Source organism: Candidatus Njordibacter sp. Uisw_058 (assembly GCF_047730065.1).
Lineage (GTDB): Bacteria > Pseudomonadota > Gammaproteobacteria > Pseudomonadales > Balneatricaceae > Njordibacter.
Genome location: NZ_CP159829.1, coordinates 2,806,632 through 2,825,416, shown reverse-complemented (window position 1 = coordinate 2,825,416; position 18,785 = coordinate 2,806,632). Strand labels below are relative to the sequence as shown.

14 protein-coding genes are annotated in these 18,785 nt (G+C 46.5%); 9 read left to right on the top strand and 5 right to left on the bottom strand.

Going from position 1 to position 18,785, the window contains the following annotated elements; all coding sequences use genetic code 11:
- Positions 1–10: 10 nt before the first annotated feature.
- Together ABXT59_RS13270 and dtd are read left to right on the top strand one after the other, a co-directional pair.
- Complete coding sequence (locus ABXT59_RS13270; RefSeq protein ID WP_443636674.1) at positions 11–883, top strand: urea carboxylase-associated family protein; 873 nt, start codon at positions 11–13, stop codon at positions 881–883.
- On the top strand, positions 880–1,314 hold the full coding sequence (dtd, locus tag ABXT59_RS13265) for a D-aminoacyl-tRNA deacylase (RefSeq protein ID WP_443636673.1): 435 nt from the start codon (positions 880–882) through the stop codon (positions 1,312–1,314). Before ABXT59_RS13270 ends, dtd begins: the two co-directional genes overlap by 4 nt.
- A 114-nt stretch (positions 1,315–1,428) precedes the next feature.
- Here dtd and ABXT59_RS13260 read toward each other — a convergent pair whose 3' ends face one another.
- Positions 1,429–2,922 carry a protein adenylyltransferase SelO gene (locus ABXT59_RS13260; RefSeq protein WP_443636672.1) on the bottom strand — a complete coding sequence of 498 codons (1,494 nt, stop codon included), beginning with the start codon at positions 2,920–2,922 and terminating at the stop codon, positions 1,429–1,431.
- A 9-nt stretch (positions 2,923–2,931) separates the two neighbouring features.
- Positions 2,932–5,157 (bottom strand): DNA helicase II, encoded by a 2,226-nt coding sequence (gene uvrD, locus ABXT59_RS13255; RefSeq protein ID WP_443636671.1) that lies wholly within the window; start codon positions 5,155–5,157, stop codon positions 2,932–2,934.
- Positions 5,158–5,427: 270 nt separating this feature from the next.
- Here uvrD and ABXT59_RS13250 point away from each other — a divergent pair, with 270 nt between their 5' ends.
- The 5 genes from ABXT59_RS13250 (at position 5,428) to ABXT59_RS13230 (ending at position 11,246) form a co-directional block, all read left to right on the top strand.
- Positions 5,428–6,522, top strand: a complete 1,095-nt coding sequence (locus tag ABXT59_RS13250) for a TRAP transporter substrate-binding protein (RefSeq protein ID WP_443636670.1) — start codon at positions 5,428–5,430, stop codon at positions 6,520–6,522.
- Between the two features lie 97 nt (positions 6,523–6,619).
- Positions 6,620–7,633, top strand: a complete 1,014-nt coding sequence (locus tag ABXT59_RS13245) for a TRAP transporter small permease subunit (RefSeq protein ID WP_443636669.1) — start codon at positions 6,620–6,622, stop codon at positions 7,631–7,633.
- Between the two features lie 11 nt (positions 7,634–7,644).
- Positions 7,645–9,030 carry a TRAP transporter large permease gene (locus ABXT59_RS13240; protein WP_443636668.1) on the top strand — a complete coding sequence of 462 codons (1,386 nt, stop codon included), beginning with the start codon at positions 7,645–7,647 and terminating at the stop codon, positions 9,028–9,030.
- A complete protein-coding gene (locus tag ABXT59_RS13235; protein ID WP_443636666.1) occupies positions 8,955–10,304 on the top strand; it encodes a TRAP transporter large permease subunit in 1,350 nt (449 codons plus the stop codon). Before ABXT59_RS13240 ends, ABXT59_RS13235 begins: the two co-directional genes overlap by 76 nt.
- A 72-nt stretch (positions 10,305–10,376) precedes the next feature.
- Positions 10,377–11,246 carry an SIS domain-containing protein gene (locus ABXT59_RS13230; protein ID WP_443636664.1) on the top strand — a complete coding sequence of 290 codons (870 nt, stop codon included), beginning with the start codon at positions 10,377–10,379 and terminating at the stop codon, positions 11,244–11,246.
- Positions 11,247–11,265: 19 nt separating this feature from the next.
- Here the strand turns inward: ABXT59_RS13230 and ABXT59_RS13225 are convergent, their stop codons facing one another.
- Entirely contained in the window at positions 11,266–11,967 is a 702-nt protein-coding gene (locus ABXT59_RS13225) for a winged helix-turn-helix transcriptional regulator (RefSeq protein WP_443636662.1), read from the bottom strand.
- Between the two features lie 206 nt (positions 11,968–12,173).
- On the opposite strand from ABXT59_RS13225, the gene ABXT59_RS13220 reads away from it, so the two are divergent.
- Positions 12,174–12,944, top strand: a complete 771-nt coding sequence (locus tag ABXT59_RS13220) for a methyltransferase domain-containing protein (RefSeq protein WP_443636661.1) — start codon at positions 12,174–12,176, stop codon at positions 12,942–12,944.
- A 197-nt stretch (positions 12,945–13,141) separates the two neighbouring features.
- Positions 13,142–14,092, top strand: a complete 951-nt coding sequence (locus ABXT59_RS13215) for an SDR family NAD(P)-dependent oxidoreductase (RefSeq protein ID WP_443636659.1) — start codon at positions 13,142–13,144, stop codon at positions 14,090–14,092.
- A gap of 178 nt (positions 14,093–14,270) precedes the next feature.
- On the opposite strand, the gene ABXT59_RS13210 is transcribed toward ABXT59_RS13215, so the two are convergent.
- Positions 14,271–17,381, bottom strand: a complete 3,111-nt coding sequence (locus ABXT59_RS13210) for an error-prone DNA polymerase (protein WP_443636658.1) — start codon at positions 17,379–17,381, stop codon at positions 14,271–14,273.
- Positions 17,378–18,784, bottom strand: a complete 1,407-nt coding sequence (locus ABXT59_RS13205; protein ID WP_443636657.1) for a Y-family DNA polymerase — start codon at positions 18,782–18,784, stop codon at positions 17,378–17,380. The genes ABXT59_RS13210 and ABXT59_RS13205 overlap by 4 nt, the downstream gene beginning before the upstream one ends.
- Position 18,785 lies beyond the last annotated feature (1 nt).

Here is an 18,785-nt window from a genome sequence, read left to right as displayed (position 1 = left end):
AGGCCCTACCATGAAAAACACCCCCCAGCACGCACCCCCATCGGATGCCCAACAACGCTTAGATATAGAGCCGGTGGTTTGCTATCCCAATAATACTCTGCCTCCCTATGACAAGCCCTTTTATAACAATCTGCAACAGGGTATGCAGTTGGTTGATAGCATCACCATCCCTGCTAGAGATGCGCGCAGTTTTGTGGTGCCTGCAGGCCATGTGTTTCGTATCGTTAGTGTAGAAGGCCCCCAAGTAGGCGACTTAAACTTGTGGCACAAAGACAACCTTAAGGAGCGTTTTTTTAGTGGCAAAACCCGTGCATTGCACGGCACACATGTCAGTACTGGTGATCGCTTGTGGAGCAATCTGCCTTATTTAAGACCGATGGCCACGGTCATTGATGATACCCTCGATTGGTATGGCTGGGACCAGTTTGGTGGTAGTGTGCATGACGTCATCGGCACCCGTTGTGACCCCTACACCAATCAAGCCCTCGGACAAGATGAATACCACTATTGTTGTCACTCTAACCTTACACGGGCTATGTTAGATCATACCCAATTCGATTTAGATGACGTAGAACCTATGGTGCACGATGTATTAAATGTGTTTATGTGCACAGGGTTTAGCCATGACACCCATCAATATTTTATGAAAGCCAGTCCGGTAAGGCCAGGGGATCACTTAACACTATTTGCTGAAATTGACTTACTAGGTGCCCTATCTGCTTGCCCAGGGGGGGATTGTAGTAATGAACATTCTAGTGATACTTCCAAGTGTTATCCCCTTAAGGTCGATATATATAAACCTCTACGAAAAGCTTTGGTGGGCTGGTCAAGTCCGAATACCAATGGCTATAGCCGCAGTCATGGAGTGGATCAAACATTATGAAAGCCCTCATGCAGCGTGTTACTCAAGCCAAGGTAGAAGTTGACGGCGAATGTATAGGCCAAATCGATCATGGCATACTGTTGCTTTTGGGGGTGGATAAGGACGACAGCTTTGCCAAAGCTGATCAGTTGTTGCATAAAGTGCTGCACTATCGCTTTTTTAGTGATGAGCTTGGAAAAATGAATAACAATGTGCAACAAGTGGCTGGCAGTCTTTTAGTTATTAGTCAATTTACCTTGGTCGCCGACACCAAAAAGGGCTTAAGGCCAGGCTTTTTGGGTGCGGCACCGCCCGCCCTTGGTGAACAAATATACGATTACTTTGTTGCTCAAGCCGAGCAATCAATTACCCTGGCTACGGGGCAATTTGGTGCCGATATGCAGGTCAGTCTCACTAATGATGGGCCAGTCACCTTTATGCTGGAAGTCTAAGTATCGCCCACCAGTTTGTTAACATTCAAAATGAAGTGCTAAAGCCATGGCTTCGTATTGAATACTCTGCACCTTATAAAAAGAGCACGCACAAAGCCTTAAAATAAAGCATTATTAAGTACCACAAAAGGTCTGTTTCACCATTTCATCAGGTGTTGGGGCTAGGACATAAGTGATTAATTCTGATTGGTAATCATAGGGTGCTTGTAAGATTTTGAGTAACGCATAAAAGGGCTCATAGTCACCTTGGTCTTCTGCCGCTCTTATGGCCAGCTCTACTTGATGGTTGCGAGCTATATATGCTGGATTAGCCCGCTTCATTTGTTGATAACGCTCTACTTGGCTTTGTGGGTCTTGGGCTAGGCGCTGCTGCCATTGTTGTTGCCACACCACGAATGCTTGGGGGGCAATGAATGCGGCTCCAAGGGCTACATGCTCTGTTGGTGTAGCGATCTGGTCTACCAAATACCTAAAACCCAAAGTGAAATCTATTTTATGCTCAGCCATGATGGCGAATAGTTCTTCAGTGAGGGCTTGGTCCCCTTCTTGTGGCTGGCTAATGCCCAGCTTGTTACTCATGATGGCCTGATAAGCGGCACCATAGTGCTTTACATAGTTGTCGAGTGCTTGTTGGGCGTCTGCTAAGGCTTGCTCACTGTCTGTGTGTAGTAATGGCAGAAGTGCCTGCGCTAGTCGTGTTAGGTTCCATTGGCCAATACCAGGCTGCTGATTATAACGATAACGGCCTTGCCGATCGATGGAACTAAACACTTTGTCTGGGTCAAACTGATCCATAAATGCACAGGGACCATAGTCAACCGTGGCACCACAAATAAGCATGTTGTCGGTATTCATTACGCCATGAATAAAGCCAAAACCTTGCCATTGAGCAATCAATTTAGCTTGGCGTTCTATGACGGTATTAAGCAATAATAAGTAGGGTTGAGGAGCATCAATCAAGTGGGGGAAATGGCGTTTAAGGCAGTAATCTGCAAGGCTTTTAACGCCTTTCTCGTCCCCTTGCATCGCAAAATATTCAAAGCTACCCACACGAATATGACTGGGGGCAATACGCGTCAATACGGCGCCAGGTGCAGGGCTTTGGCGCATTACAGTTTCACCTGTAGCGATAGCGGCAAGGCTGCGGGTGGTAGGCACCTGTAAAGCAGCCATGGCCTCGCTTAAAAGGTATTCCCGTATAACGGGTCCTAAAGGTGAGCGACCATCGCCTCGTCTGGAATAGGGTGTAGGCCCAGAACCTTTCAGTTGTAGGTCAAAACGTTGTCCGTCTGGGGCTACTATTTCACCTAATAAGTGCGCTCTGCCATCACCTAGTTGAGGGTTAAATGAGCCAAATTGGTGGCCGGCATAAGCCTGTGCCATGGGCGCTGAACCCATAGCTGTTTGGTTGCCAACAAGGACTTGCAAAGCCTCATCAGAGGCGAGCCATTGGAGATCAATGCCGAGCTCCTTGGCTAGTATTGGGTTACTGATAATGGGCGCTGCAAGGGTCACAGAAACGGGTTGTGTATAGCTGTAAAAACGTTCTGGCAAGCTTGCAAATGTAGTGTCAAATGTGGGACTGGTAGCTGTCGCTGGGGTTGTCATGATCTATACCTATAGGTTTTCTAATTTTGCATAGGCTAGGACTAGCCACTTACTGCCATCGTTTTCAAAGTTCACTTGCACTCTTGCTTGGGGGCCAGAACCCTCGGCATTAACCACGGTGCCTATGCCAAATAATGGGTGTCGCACGTTTTGTCCCAAAGCCACTACTGGGGTTTCAAGTTCTTGATGCCGCCCCCAGCGGTCATATTGTCTTGTGGGCGTGGGCCTTGCAGTGACTGGGCGGCTAATGCTGGATTTAAGACGCACTTCATTCATTAAGCCTTCAGGTATTTCCCCAATAAAGCGTGAGGGGCGGTTAAACGTATCTTGACCATGTAAACGACGGCTTTCGGCATAGGTAATAAATAAACGTTGCATGGCGCGGGTGATGCCCACATAGCACAAGCGGCGCTCTTCTTCTAAACGGTCGCCTTCTTCTAAAGACATTTTGTGTGGAAATAAACCTTCCTCTACACCCCCTAAAAAGACTATTGGAAATTCCAGACCTTTAGCCGAGTGTAAAGTCATTAACTGTACACTGTCTTCTGACTCATCAGCCTGCTGCTCGCCTGCATCCAGTGCGGCTTGGTCGAGCATGGCTGCGAGCGGTGTTGTTGCGACTGGATCTAACTCTGAGTCGGGGTCATCAGTCTCTTGGGTGGGATTCCAAGTGCTGGCAAATCCTTTGGCGGCACTAACCAACTCCATCAGGTTATCAATACGAGTTTGCGCCTTCTCACCTTTTTCTTTCAGGTGATGTTGAATGAGACCTGACTGTTGGATCACAAGGTCTACCATATCGTGCAATAGGGCTTCGCTGGTTTCTTCATCCAAACGGTTAATGAGTTTAACGTAACTATCAATGGCGTTGTGAGCGCGCGTAGGTAGTTCGTTTTGAGCAATAATTTGCTTTGTGCTATCCCACATAGAGCAACCTTCAGCCCGAGCATTTTGCCGGATCTTAGCGACTGTGGCTGCCCCCACTCCTCGTGTGGGTACGTTAAACACGCGTTCCATGGCTGCATCGTCGTTACGATTTTTGATCAGCCTCAAGTAAGCTAGGGCGTTACGAATTTCCAAACGATCATAAAATCGCTGGCCACCATAAATGCGATAAGGCATCTGAGCACGAATCAAGGCTTCTTCCAAGACTCGAGATTGGGCGTTGGAGCGATATAAAATGGCACATTCAGCGCGCATACCACCGTCTTTTTGCCACTGGTCAATTTGATCCACAATAAAGCGCGCTTCATCCATTTCATTAAATGCGGCGTATAACGAAATGGGTTCGCCATCATTTCCATCAGTCCATAGGTTTTTACCAAGTCGACCGCTATTATTAGAAATCAACCCATTGGCGGCTTTAAGTATGGTGCCTGTAGAACGGTAGTTTTGTTCCAAGCGCACGGTAATAGCATTGCCAAAATCCCGTTCGAAGTGTTGAATATTTTCTATTTTTGCACCTCGCCATCCATAAATAGATTGGTCGTCATCTCCCACTGCCATGACCTTTGCAGCAGAGCCTGAGAGCACTCGCAACCATGCATATTGGATGGTGTTAGTATCTTGGAACTCATCTACCAATAGGTGCTTAAAGCGGCCTTGGTAATGCGCTAGCAAGGCACTATTATTAAGCCATAACTCATGGCAACGAAGCAGTAGTTCACCAAAATCGACTAATCCAGCACGCTCACAAGCCTGATGGTATGCAGCATACACTTTGACCTGTGTATCGAGCTGAAAGTCACCCTGAGTTTCTATGTGCTGCGGACGCTTGCCTTCGTCTTTACAGCCGTTGATAAAGTGTTGAAACTGGCGCACAGGCCACCGACTCTCATCTAACTGCATCTCTTTACACAAGCGTTTTAGAATACTCAGTTGGTCATCACTGTCCAAAATTTGAAATTGTTGTTGTAATCCAGCTTCTTGCCAGTGGCGGCGTAGCAGTCGATGGGCCAAACCATGAAAGGTGCCTACCCATAGTTGTGTCGTGTCTAAGCCCATTAGGCTTTCGATGCGGGCGCGCATCTCACGAGCTGCTTTATTGGTGAAGGTCACCGCCATAATAGACCAAGGAGAAATATTCTCAGCTTCAATTAACCATGCTATTCGGTGCACCAGCACGCGGGTCTTTCCGCTACCAGCACCAGCCAAAATAAGCAGGTTTTCTTCAGGAGCTGCAACGGCCTCGCGCTGAGAGTCGTTGAGTTCGTCTAAAAGGCGAGAAACATCCATTATCGTGTCCATGTGGTGTGTGAGTGCGAGCCTAACTTTGGCCTAAATTAAATCTACGGAGAACAGGTCAACTGATCTGACCACAAGACATATGTCTAGTTGCGAGCCCAAGACTAAAAGCGTATGTTAATTTGCGCTAGGATAAGTTTTAGGTTAAATCAACATTAATTTAACACCTATTGTAACCACAGATAAGGTAAATTTCATCGTTATGGATGAGTTACTTTGTTATAGTCTAGCCTTATAACAACAATACTGGAGATTACGGAAATGCAAAGACGTGAAATATTGAAGAAAGGCTTGGTTGGTTTAGGTGGAGTGGCAGCAGCTTCTACCATCGCCGCACCTGCTATAGCTAAAGAACGTGTAGAAATCGCCATGGTAGCAACATGGGGTAGAGATTTCCCAGGTTTAGGTACAGGTGCTCAGCGTTTTGCTAAGCGTTTAAGTGACATGAGTGATGGTCGCATCCAAGTGACTTATTACGCTGCAGGCGAGCGTGTTAAGGCCTTTGACTCGTTCGATGAAGTAGCTTCTGGCAATGCTCAGATGTATCACGGTGCGGAATATTACTGGAAAGGTAAACACCCAGGCTGGGCTTACTTCACCTCAGTTCCATTTGGCCTAACTTATACCGAGATGAACGCATGGATTCGCTTTGGTGGTGGTCAAGAATTATGGGATGAGTTGGGCGCAGACTATGGCCTGAAAGGCCTTATGTGTGGCAACACAGGTGTCCAAATGGGTGGCTGGTTCCGTAAAGAAATGAACAGTGTAGACGACTTCAAGGGTTTGAAGATGCGTATGCCAGGACTTGGCGGCGATGTACTGGCTAAGCTAGGTGGCTCTCCAGTGTCGTTACCTGGTGGTCAGATTTATGAAAACCTTATTTCAGGATCAATCGACGCCACTGAGTGGGTTGGACCTTGGAATGATGAGCTAATGAAGTTCTACGAAGCGGCCAAGTACTACTACTACCCAGGCATGCATGAGCCAGGTGCTATGTTAGCCTGTGGTATGAACAAGACCTGGTGGGATGGTTTGAGCAAGTCTGATCAAATGATGATTGAAGCTGCTTCCTCTATGGAAAACGACGTCATGATGTCAGAGTACAACTACAAGAACGGTGCTGCACTTAAGCGCTTGATCAATGACCAAGGTGTTAAGTTACGCCAGTTCAACGATGACATATACGACGGCTTTGCTGAGGCTTCTGAAGAGGTGTTCGCAGAAGTTCAAGAGCATAGCGATTTAGCTAATCGTATTCATCAAAGCTTTGTTACTGCGCGTACTGACATCGGTGCATGGGCGGAAATTTCTGACCAAGCGTATCTACAACAACGTAACCGCGCTCTAGGCGGTTAATTGCTGTAACTAGGTACACCTACCCAAAATTAGTTGGGGGTAGGTGTACCCTATTTTCTACCCATCATTACTATTTTTTACGCTAGTGGTTTTAAGCATGCAACACTCGTCTAGCCTTTTGACGCCATTGAGTTCCTCTAACAGGTTACCTAAGCCAGATTTGCTGCTGCGTAGTCTTGCTTTTACAGTGGTGTACGCCACAGTTATATTTTTACTTAATAATTTTTTAAACTTCTGGGCACTATGGCCAGGAGCATTAAACACCTTAGGGGCTTTACCTTCTGCCGGGCCATACGCAGGTTTTGGATGGCTGCAGGTGTTAAGTTATGTGTCAGCGCCAATGCTGGCGCTGCTGCATGTATCTAAGTTACAGTCTGAAAGCTATCAAGACCTTTCGAGTCGAGTCTCCAACTGGGCTGCCACCACGATTAAGGCTGCCTTTTGGATGGTGTTATTGGTGGGTATGGTCGACATGCTTGTTTCCTTTATGCGCATCGAGTCTCTTTTGGCCCCCATCTTCGGAGACAATATCACTTCACAATTAGGTAAGCCTCAATTTAGGGGTGCCTATGTGCACTTGCCCTTGATGCTGTTGTCCTGTTTTATTGCGATACGCAGCAAAGGGTTAGGCTTTATATGGCTTGCCTTGCTGGTGGTTGTGGCTGAATTTTTGATTGTCATCACTCGTTTTGTTTTCTCTTATGAACAAGCCTTCATGGGTGACCTTGTACGTTTTTGGTATGCAGCTCTGTTTTTATTTGCTTCAGCCAACACGTTGCTGCTTGAAGGGCATATACGAGTGGATGTAGCTTATACCCATTTTAAGGCCCGCACTCAATCTTGGGTCAACATTTTTGGTGTGTGCTTACTAGGGTTGCCATTATGCTTTACTATTTTGACCCTCGGTATGTGGGATAGAACGAGCAGTATCAACAGTCCATTGTTGAGTGTAGAGGTATCCCAAAGTGGCTATGGCATGTATGTGAAATACCTCATGGTGGGCTTCTTGGCCATTTTTGCTGTTTCGATGGTCATTCAATTTTCAAGTTATTTGCTCAAGCACTTCGGTGTGCTGCGTGGCGAAACGGCGACAACGACGGCTAACCCCTAGGACACTCGGTTATGGAACTTCTGTTTTTAGGCATTTTAGTCCTGTTAATGATTACCGCCCTTGTATCTGGCTTCCCTGTTGCATTCTCTTTGCCGGGGTCTTCGATTATTGCCATTGGTTTGGCCGCTTTAGCGGGTTGGATGTTTGCCGATGACCCCAATGCCTACTTTCATGAAGGTGGCCCAGTTCAATGGCTAAGTGCGGGCGTGACAAATTTTAGAAGCCTATATTGGAATGTGGAACGGGACACGCTCATTGCAATACCGTTATTTATTTTTATGGGCATTATGCTGCAACGCTCAAAAGTTGCGGAAGATTTGTTAGTGACAATGGCACAACTGTTTGGACCCGTCCCCGGTGGCTTGGGTATTTCTGTGGTTATTGTTGGCGCATTGCTAGCGGCCACTACGGGCATTGTGGGTGCAACTGTGATTGCCATGGGTATGATCTCTTTACCTGCCATGTTGCGCAATAAATATTCTCATTCACTGGCAACGGGCACCATTTGTGCATCAGGTACTTTGGGCCAAATTATTCCCCCCTCGATCGTGCTCATCATCTTGGCTGACCAACTCAGTAGTGCTGCTGATCAAGCCAGTGCCATGCGCAAAACTGCTTATCGTGAGATTACCGGTGAGTTTTCTATGCCCTCAGTGCTTGATATTACCTCTGCTAGCGCGGGTGATATGTTTATGGGTGCTTTTGTGCCTGGCCTTTTATTGGTGGGTTTGTACATATTGTATATCTTGTTCACAGCGATTATTCGCCCAAAAATGGCACCACCTGTGGGTTATTTGGGCGCCTATGACCGTCAATTTTTAGTTAAAGTCTTAATGTCATTACTGCCACCTCTGAGTTTAATTTTTGTGGTACTGGGATCTATTCTGTTAGGTGTTGCCACGGTCAACCAAGCAGGAGCTGTAGGTGCTGTGGGAGCCATGTTGATGGCAGGCTATCGCTTGCACCATCGTGACGAAAGACGTTATTGGCCGGCATTTATCGCTATCGCCTCCATCATTATCTTAGGCATTATTGTTAACAACTTTGACCTTAATATTAAGAGCATCAACACAGATGAAGATCGCCTTGGTATTGCCCTTAGTTTGATAGCTTCGGCTACCTTGTTGATCGCCATAACTTGGAGTGGCTGGCGCGTCTTTAAAACTGGCACCACCTTACATGAAGTGATGGGAGAAACAGCTAAAACCACCTCTATGGTATTTATTATACTCATTGGTGCGGCTATGCTGACCTCAGCATTTCGAGCCTTTGGTGGTGAAGAACTCGTTAAGCATATGCTCACAAGCTTGCCAGGTGGCTTTTGGGTACAGTTTTTTGTGGTGATGTTGGTCATCTTTATTTTAGGGTTCTTTCAGACTTTATTGAAATTGCCGTAGTGGTGGTGCCTATAGTGGCGCCCATATTGTTAGCAGACCCGAGTGCTAATATTACTGCAGTTTGGTTAGGAGTAATGATTGGCTTGAATATTCAAACCTCATTCCTAACACCGCCCTTTGGCTTTGCCCTTTTCTACTTACGTGGTGTGGCAGACCAAGTGGTGAAGACGGTTTCCATATACAAGGGTGTCGTGCCCTTTATTGGTTTGCAGTTATTGGCTTTGGTGATTACAGGATTTTTCCCAAGTTTAGTGAATTACCTTCCCAACCGAACTTACCTTACTTCTGAATCTGCGCCACCCCCAATGAATCCCCGTATTCAGCCATGCTTAGAGGAGCAGGTGCTCACTTTGTACGCTAACCAAGAAACAAGTTTGGTGGCTGCCATTGACGCTATGGCGAGTGTAGATGCAAGCTACATGTCTTCTGCTGCAAACCAAGTATTGCAAGACAGCTTAGGCAAAGCCCGTGATACCTTTGTGAAAGTGGAAAATATTTATCAAACTAAAGCTGAGCTCACAGACTTTTCCAAAGGGTATGAAGCTTTGCATTATCAAGTGCGAGACATTCAGTTCAATGTCCGCAATAATAAACGCTTGGTCGAAGATGCTCAGTTGCAGTTGCGTCGGCTTGAAGATATTAGTTTAAATGATAATCGTCGTGCTGCTCTTGAAGCTAAGATTGATGAGCTGGGACGCTTCAATGAACTTTTGGAGGCAAGCATACCTCAAGAGTGGGCAACTCAGAGGCCTATGTTTGAGAAACTTAATAAAGCTGAAAAGCAGTCTCGTACTCAATATCGACGCAATGTGGATGAAGCCTACGAAGGTATTCAAGAGTTACGCTTATGGATTTCCCAAGTTCCAAAGCTAGCCCAGATGAAAAATGATGTGGCTGCGCTTGCGTTAAGCATAGATCAACTTGATGCCAAGTCAGCCATGGCCGCCATCAAGCTGCAAGAGCAACAATTGGGTGAGTTGGCGGGTGTCAGTAGTATTAAATCTAAACTCTCGAAAACACGCAGGGCTCTTAAGGGTAGTAAGTACGATCCAGAGAAGGCCAAAGGCCTACATAACCAAGCCATGCAAATGTTAGATGTGGAGATTGTTTGGCGTGAGCGCGCTTTAACTGACTTAGCGCCGGCTTTAGTGAGTTACGACATGGCCATCAAAGAGAGCATTGGCTTACGCTTGCAAGAGCGTATGAGTGATGACCTAGCTACGACCGTGTCAGCTTGTATGGCGACTCATAAAGACATCTCCCTACAATTTTAATGATACGCAGTGGATTGAGTTAAAGGTGATAGGGTAGAATGTTAGCAATACCTTATTTTCTTGGTTCACCCCATGTCCATTGCTAACCATGACGTGTTTAAAATTATTGCCCAAGCTCACCCTCAGCTGCGTAAATCTGAGCGCAAGGTGGCCGACTATGTGCTCGAACATCGTGCAAAAATTGTGCAAATGCGTATTGTTGATCTGGCTGCAGCCGCTGCGGTTAGTGAACCCACCGTTGTGCGGTTTTGCCGAGCCCTAGACTTTGATGGATTTCAAGATTTTAAACTTAACTTGGCCCAGTTTTTGGGCACTAATACGTCTTACCAACAATTCCGCCTAGATAGCCGAGATTCGGTGGAACAATTTAAAGAAAAGATTTTTGATGCCACCATGGGCAACCTCATGCGGGTAAAGTCTGATTTAGATGCAGCTAACCTAGAACAGGCTATTATGGCCTTAGCTCGGTCTAAGCGAGTTGACTGTTATGGCTTTGGAGCCTCAGCGCCTATCTGTACTGACGCACAACATAAGTTCTTTCGCCTTAATATGTCGGCGGCGGCTTATGCAGACCCCCACTTACAAACGATGGCGGCTGTGACCTTAGAACCTGGTGATGTGGTGATTGCGGTATCACAAACAGGCCGCACTAAAGACTTGCTGCACAGTACGCAACTGGCCATGGATGCAGGAGCGACGGTGATTGCCCTGTGCCCAAGTAACACACCCTTGGCACAGCAGGTACAAATTCCCTTATACATCGACTTAGATGAAGACAAGGAACTTAACACCCTCATGTCTTCTCGAATTACCCAAATGGTTGTTATCGATGTGCTGGCTGTAGGGGTTACCATGCAACTCGGTGAAGAAACTATGGCCCATTTAAAAACGATTAAACGCTCCCTAAGGAATTTACGTGTGCCTGTGAAGCGTATTAAGTAGTCAAACTATACTTGCTCTATTACCCATAGTTCAGTTGTGGCGTTTGTTGTGTCACCCCTGCAAATGGACTCCGCCCTAACCATTGACTCATGGCTTTGGCTAGCTGAGGATTGCCCCTAATGACCAACGAGCCCTGGTTCACCTCATCTTCGAAATTGCTATAGCCCATGTGGATAGATGTTAAACCTCTGACAGAACTGGTGATAAGTAAGTCTGTATCTAAGCCTGGATCAACAATGCAGTAGTTTACATCGTTTTGGCTAATGACCATCCAATGGCGTCGTTTTTTACTCGAAAGCTCGGGGAAGTTGAACTCTACGACACAGCTTTCTAAGCTAATTCCTTCAGGCTTTATTAAGCGGTGGATATCCCACATGAGAAGCAAAGCGTCCAGTTTATTAAGATTCACTTCACTATTAAACCAGCGTTTTCCCCAAGTTCCAAAAGACTCAATGATAGGAATAAGCTCGCGACCTGCAGTGGATAAATGATATTCCACCATGTTACCTTTTACGTGCTTTATTTGTACCACTCCATGGTCTGAAAGTTCAGTTAAACGTTTAGACAATAGCGACGGTGACATCAGTGGCACTCCGCGTCTAATTTGGTTAAACCGTGTGCTACCGCACATCAGTTCACGCACCACTAGCGTAGTCCAGCGGGTGCAAAGTATTTCTGAAGTGATGGCGACAGGGCAAAACTGTCCGTAACTAAGACTCATAATAACCTTTTTTGTTTTGTTAATGATGAAAATAGTGTTAAAGATTCAAGCAATGATATCGTATTCTCTTTACAGGTGCTTCTAGTCACAGTGTTAAATACCCGTGAGTCACAATTTAATTGAGCTGGTTATATAACCACAATCTTGCTAACTTTAATGATCCAACTAAGCCTAACTTTTGAACGATTTTATTGAAGGTAAAAACTATGAAATTTGAAGGTAATGCGAGTTTACTGCAGCAAAAAATGGCAGCTAGCAGCGCTGGAGTGGCACGGCGTCTAGCTGTGATGCAAGCCCTTAATCTTAATGTAGATGACGCCATATTGGATATAGGCTGTGGGGCGGGTCATTTGTTAGAAGATATAGCACTTGCTGTGGGCACCAATGGTAACGTGGTGGGGCTTGACCCCAGTGAAACTCAATTAGCGGCGGCCAGGCAGCGCTGTGAACCCTTAAATAACGTTCAATTCTTATGTAGCATGGCTGCTAAGATTGACTTGCCCGATGCTTCTTGTGATGGCATTGCCTCTATTCAAACCTTGGATTATATCGAAGATGTGGGTGCTACATTAGCAGAAGTAGGACGCTTGTTAAAACCCAGATCCAGCTTCGTTAATGTGTCCGTACTTTGGGATCACTTCAAATTTCATGGTGCTGATGAGGCCCTCAATAACCTCATACATGAGGCTTTTAAAGCCCACTGTTATCATCAAATGCTGCCACTCGAATTGTCTGGCCAGTTATCCAAGCAGGGCTTTGGCAATATCCGCACTGAGTCACTCGCTTTTGTCATAACCCAGCGTCACAAAAACTCGCCTGCAGCATATGCAGAACTGGTGTTGGCTAATTTTGCCTTGGGTCAGGGTGTGGATGAAGACAAGGTAAGAGCATGGCAGTCTCAGCTAGCACAAGCAGAAAGTGAGGGCCGATTTGGTTTCACTAGCTTTCCAGTACTAACCTTGGGTACTAAGCTATAAAGCCCTTGTTTGCAATAACTGAATTGGTGTTTTTAAAGTGGATGTGCCTAAAAGCTAGTACATAAAGTAGACTAGTTATAAATGATCTCGAGCGCTATAGTTAAACACGGGTTTAAATATTCGTTATTATTTTTTAAGATGTCATGTTCCTGTAATGGAATCGGATATCAAAATGTTTGATACAGGGAGATTTTACTATGACCAAAGTCGCAATTGTAACGGGTGCATCACGTGGGCTAGGTCGAGGCATTGCCCTCACGTTGGCCAAAGAAGAAGGTTATATCGTTTATGCTACAGCGCGCAATAAAAAGGCGTTGGAGGATTTAGCTGCAGAAGCGACGGTTGATAATGCCACAGGTGGTGTGATTCATGCCTGTGCCCTAGACCAAAAGGATGATGCTGCAGTAGAAGCTTTTGTTGGGCGGGTGGCGGCTGAACAAAAGACCATTAAGCTTCTAGTCAACAGTGCTTATAGTGGCTTAATCGCTATTGCCCCACACTTTGGTAAATCGTTTTGGGAACGCCCCTTGTCTGTCTATGACGAGGCTTTTGATGTTGGTGTTCGCAGTAGTTACGTCATGAGTAAATTTGTTGCTCCACTCATGGTAGCGCAGCAACAGGGGTTGATTATTCAAACCTCTAGTACGGGCGCATTTCACTATGCGTTTGATGTTGCTTATGGCGCCGCTCACTCAGCAATGGATCGCCTGACGGCGGATATGGCACTGGAATTAAAGGATCATAAGGTGAACGCAATCACCCTTCATCCAGTGGGTGGGTGCCAGACAGAAGTCGTGTCATTCCCTGGTGGAGAGAGTGCAGTTTATGTGGGTAGGGCGGTGGCCGCATTGGCAGAAAAAGCCACTGAAGCAGAGTTAACGCAAATGAGTGGCCAAGTGGTTATTACTGGAGAACTATCCAAAAAGTACAATTTTTCAGATGATAACGACCCTCAAGGAGAGGCTAAAAAAGCAAAAATTGAAGGGGCTAAGGGCCAACGCTCAATGATGGAACAGGTCCAGTTCCAGAACCAACAGCAACGAACTCTGGACGTTTATGACACTGATAATGGCCTACCATTTAAGTTCACTGACCTTAACAGTCCTATGTTCGGAGAAATGTTTGCTGGCGCTAAAGACTTCAGTTAGATGAATCAATAAAAGCTTGGTGGGGTGAGTTCAATCCTACCAAGCACTTGCTTAGCAATTGCTAGAGGCCACCTAACAAGCCCAATGTTAGCTGCTGATCCCAATTCATTTATATTGACCTTGCTGATGCATAGCTAACAAGGTCGCCCTCCGCTGACATGGCTACCACTTGGTCGCACTAATGAAAATCACGAGAATTGATGTTTAGCTGGTCTAGTAGGTGGCTACAATCAATCAGTTTACCGGCAATAATGTGGATGACCTGGCTGTCTGGGTCGCGCTCTAAAATACCTTTTACTTTTAATATTTTGGCATTTAAATAGGCCTGCCTTTGGGCTCGCGCTGTGCCTTGCCAGACCACTAAATTAGTATTACCCGTTTCATCTTCTAGGGTAATAAAGGTCACTCCAGAAGCGGTGCCCGGTCTTTGCCGACCCGTGACTAACCCTGCTGCGGTCACTAAACTTTGGTGGGGTTTATGGGCCATTTGGCGTGTACTTATGCAGCCTTTTAGTAAACCTGCATGACGTAATAGGGCAATGGGATGATGTTCTAAACTCAGGTTTAGGCTGGCGTAGTCTTCTGTTAATGCATTTAAGGCGACAGGAGCGGACAGTTGTTCTGGGTGGGTCTCGTGTATTTCTCTTAGTAATGGCAGGTCTTGGTGGTTATCGAGCAATTGCCAACGGGCTTGATAACGGTGGCCACTGAAACAGGTGAGAGCGTTTGCACTTGCCAGTGACTCCAGTTGGCCTTTAGCCAAGTGCAATGCCTGCACCTGTGAAAGGCCTTGAAACCCTTGTGGGGGGCGCTGTGCTATTAACTCTTGTATAGGGCCTTGGCGTACACCTTTGACCTGACGTAAGCCCAAGCGTATGGCCAGTTCTGCTGTGTCAGTAGTTTCTAAACTGTGGTCCCATGCGCTGTGGTTAATGCACACGGGTAGTACTTGTACATCATGGCGGCGAGCGTCTTGCACTAATTGAGAAGCACTATAAAACCCCATGGGTTGGCTGTTAAGAATGGCGCAGTAAAAGGCTGCTGGGTAATGGTATTTAAGCCAAGCTGAGGCGTAGGTCAAAACGGCAAAGCTAGCAGCATGAGACTCGGGGAAACCGTATTCACCAAAGCCTAAGATTTGTTGGTATAAACGCTCTGCAAAAGCCTTGTCATAACCCCTTGTCACCATCCCCCCAACTAGCTTATGACGAAATTTATCTAGCTCGCCATGACGTTTCCAACTCGACATGGCGCGTCGTAAAGCATCGGCTTCACCGCCACTAAAACCAGCTGCTACCATAGCTAATTTAATAACTTGTTCTTGAAAAATAGGTACCCCTAAGGTGCGTTCTAATACCTGTCTCACTTCTGGTGATGGGTAGTCTATGCTTTCTTTACCCGCTCGGCGGCGCAAAAATGGATGCACCATATCCCCTTGAATAGGTCCTGGGCGCACAATGGCAATTTGAATCACAAGGTCATAAAAACAGGCGGGTTGTAAGCGTGGCAACATACTCATTTGGGCACGTGACTCTACTTGGAAGACCCCTACACTGTCACCTTGTTGCAGCATGGCATATACCCTGGCATCATCATCCATACGAGTAATATCTGCCAAGCTAAGCTGGCGTCCGTGGTGGTGTTGCACCATGTGTAATGCTCGGCGTATGGCGCTGAGCATGCCCAGGGCTAAAACATCTACCTTGAGTAAGGCAAGGCTGGCTAAATCGTCCTTGTCCCATTGAATGACGGTGCGCTCAGCCATAGAGGCATTTTCTATAGGCACCAGTTCGCTAAGAGGCCCTGCGCTAATAATAAAACCACCCACATGTTGTGACAGGTGACGGGGAAAGCCTTGCAAGGTTTCTACCAGTTGCAAGAAGCATTGGCCCACGTGACTTTGACCATCTAAACCTAAGCTTTGTAATTGCTCATGCCAACTGGTACTCGCGTCTTTGCGGTCTACATTTTTGATAAATAGTTCAAGTTGGGGCAGGTTAATACCTAGGGCTTTACCCACTTCACGTACGGCACTTTTAAAGCGATAAGTGATCACGGTGGCGGCTAAAGCCGCTCGGTGGCGACCATATTTTTGATAGATATACTGAATAATTTCTTCCCGCCTTTGGTGCTCAAAATCCACATCAATATCGGGTGGCTCAGCCCGTTCTTTAGAAATGAATCGCTCAAATAAAACCTGTATTTGACGGGGGTCAACGGCGGTAATTTCTAGGCAATAGCACACCACAGAATTAGCGGAAGAGCCACGACCCTGATATAAAATGTGCTGGCTCTTAGCAAACTGAACAAGGTCATATACGGTTAAAAAAAAGTGTGCGTAACCTTCGGAGGCAATAAGGCTAAGCTCTTTATCTATAATGAGGGCAATGTCATGGGGCACCCCAGCGGGAAAGCGAGTGGCTTTACCTTGCTCTACTAAGTAGTGCAAATAGCTGTTGGCGTCATACCCACTGGGCACTAGTTCAGCAGGGTATTGGTAGCTGAGTTCAGATAAACAAAAATCACATTGTTGGGCAATGGTGACACTGGCTTGTATCCATGATGATGGATAGAGTTTAGCGATTTTATCCAACGGTCGCAGGCTGTGTTCACGATTGGCTTGCAAGGCGTAGCCGCAGGCATAAACAGGCATACCTAGACGAATCGCCGTGAGGGTGTCGTGTAGCATTTGCCGATCGGGACTATGCATAATCACCTGCCCTAGGGCCACTATGGGTAAATCAAAGGTATCAGCCATGCTTTGGCAGTGGGTGTTTAGGCTCTGGTCTAAGGCACTTAGGCGCCGGTGGCAGCCTACCCATAAGCGTTGTTTATGTTGAGTGCTTAATGTTTTCCCTAACTCACTAATGCTATTTGGATGGGGGTTCCATATAAGTAAGCACTCACTAAGATCTTCAAAGTCATGTTGATAAACTTGATACCGACCCTTTTCACACCGCTGCCTAGCAAGGCTAATGAGTTGGCATAACTGAGCATAGCCTTGGCGGTTTTTTGCCAGCACTACGATGCTTTCTTGGGCCTCGAGCTGATCGGGTTTAAGTAAAAACTCACTGCCAATAATGAGTTTAATATTGAGACCCTGTTCCTTTTTATACTGGTACGCTCTCACCACCCCAGCCACTGAACATTCGTCGGTGAGGGCCAGAGCTTTATAACCCAAAGTATGGGCTTGTTGGAGCAATTCTTGGGGGTGGGATGCCGCCCTTAAAAAGCTAAAATTACTTAAACAATGCAGCTCAGCATAGTCCACAACAGACGCAATATTCATGAGAAATACCCATGTAAAAACCATTCCTCTCTGGGGGTGCGAAATAGCCAACAGATCTGTCCCATGGGGTTGCGTGCAATAAAGTAGTCGCGGCAAATACTTACGTTATCCCACCAGCCACTTTGTATGCGTTCGGGGCCAGACAAGATACACCACTGATGATTAGGCTTATGTCCTAGAGCCTGTGGCAGGGCAAATAACAAACTAGGACGTAAGGCTGTGGTGGCAGGTTGAGTTTGGTAATGGCTGTGAGGTGGGCCTTGGTAAAAACTGCGTTCGGGGCGATGGTCATCGCGTAAATACACTTGTTGGACTGCATGGTCTCCAAGCTTATTTTGTAAACGGCTAATCAGTTGCCCAGGGGTGAGTTTGCCTCCTGGGGGTTCAAACAACTGTGCTGATAAAGGCGCCCATGGCATTTGTCCTTTGGTGTTAAGGCTAATGGCAATAATAGGGGCCTGTAGCTGCAATTGTTCTAACCTTAGCATGCACAAAGCTAACCAAGCTTCACCACGGTATTCGCCATCACTACAACCTATGTGTAGCCGCTCAGCGTTCTGTTCCCGATACTCTAAGCCCAAACTAAGTCCTGCTACTCTTAGTTGGCGTGGCCCTAAAAAAGCTTCTAGGTCATTTAATAAGCGCTTTAATGGAAAGCGTAAGGCCGTACTCTGCTCAATCTCATAGAGCAGTTCTAAGCGTTGGCGAAAGTGTTCAGGGGGCCGGTAAGCTGATCGCTCAGGCGCACTGTGGGTGTCTAGTTGTTGCAAATAGGTGACAAGGTTTTGGCCTAAACGCTGGCCTAGTGCTGACCTAGGTAGGGCTTGTGCTTGGCCTAGAGTGTTCAGTCCAAGGCGTTCCAGCTGTAGGGCCAGTTTATATTCTAGACCAGCGCCATGAATGGGTAATTGGCTGAGTAATTTTGTGGCTTGACGCTGGTCTTTTAATAGGCGGTCGTTACCTACACGGGCCAACACCTGTGCCGCTAAGGGGCTATGGGCACTGGCATAGTGGTAGTTTAAGCCACGTTCCTTGAGAGGCTGTTGTAACTGTTGCCAGTAGGCATCAAGGCCATTATATAAGCGCAGCATATCGCTTGTTTGCAACAGCAAACCTTGGGGCGGATCAAGGTACAAGGTGGCACTGGTTTGGTACAAGCGCTGGGCTAGCTGTAACAGTAACCGCTGCTCTTGTTTGGCGTCGTAGGCAATAACTTTAAGTTGAGCACATAAAAGGGCAGCTTGAGCTAAGCCTGTGCCTATTTTTATACCCAATTGGCGTGCTTCTGGGTTAGCCTGCACCACTTTATTTTTATCTACTAAAACACAGGGTTGGTGATACGCCTGTTGGTTTAAAAGGCTATCAAGTTGTAGGCTGGGAAAGTATAAATAAAGCCACTGCATG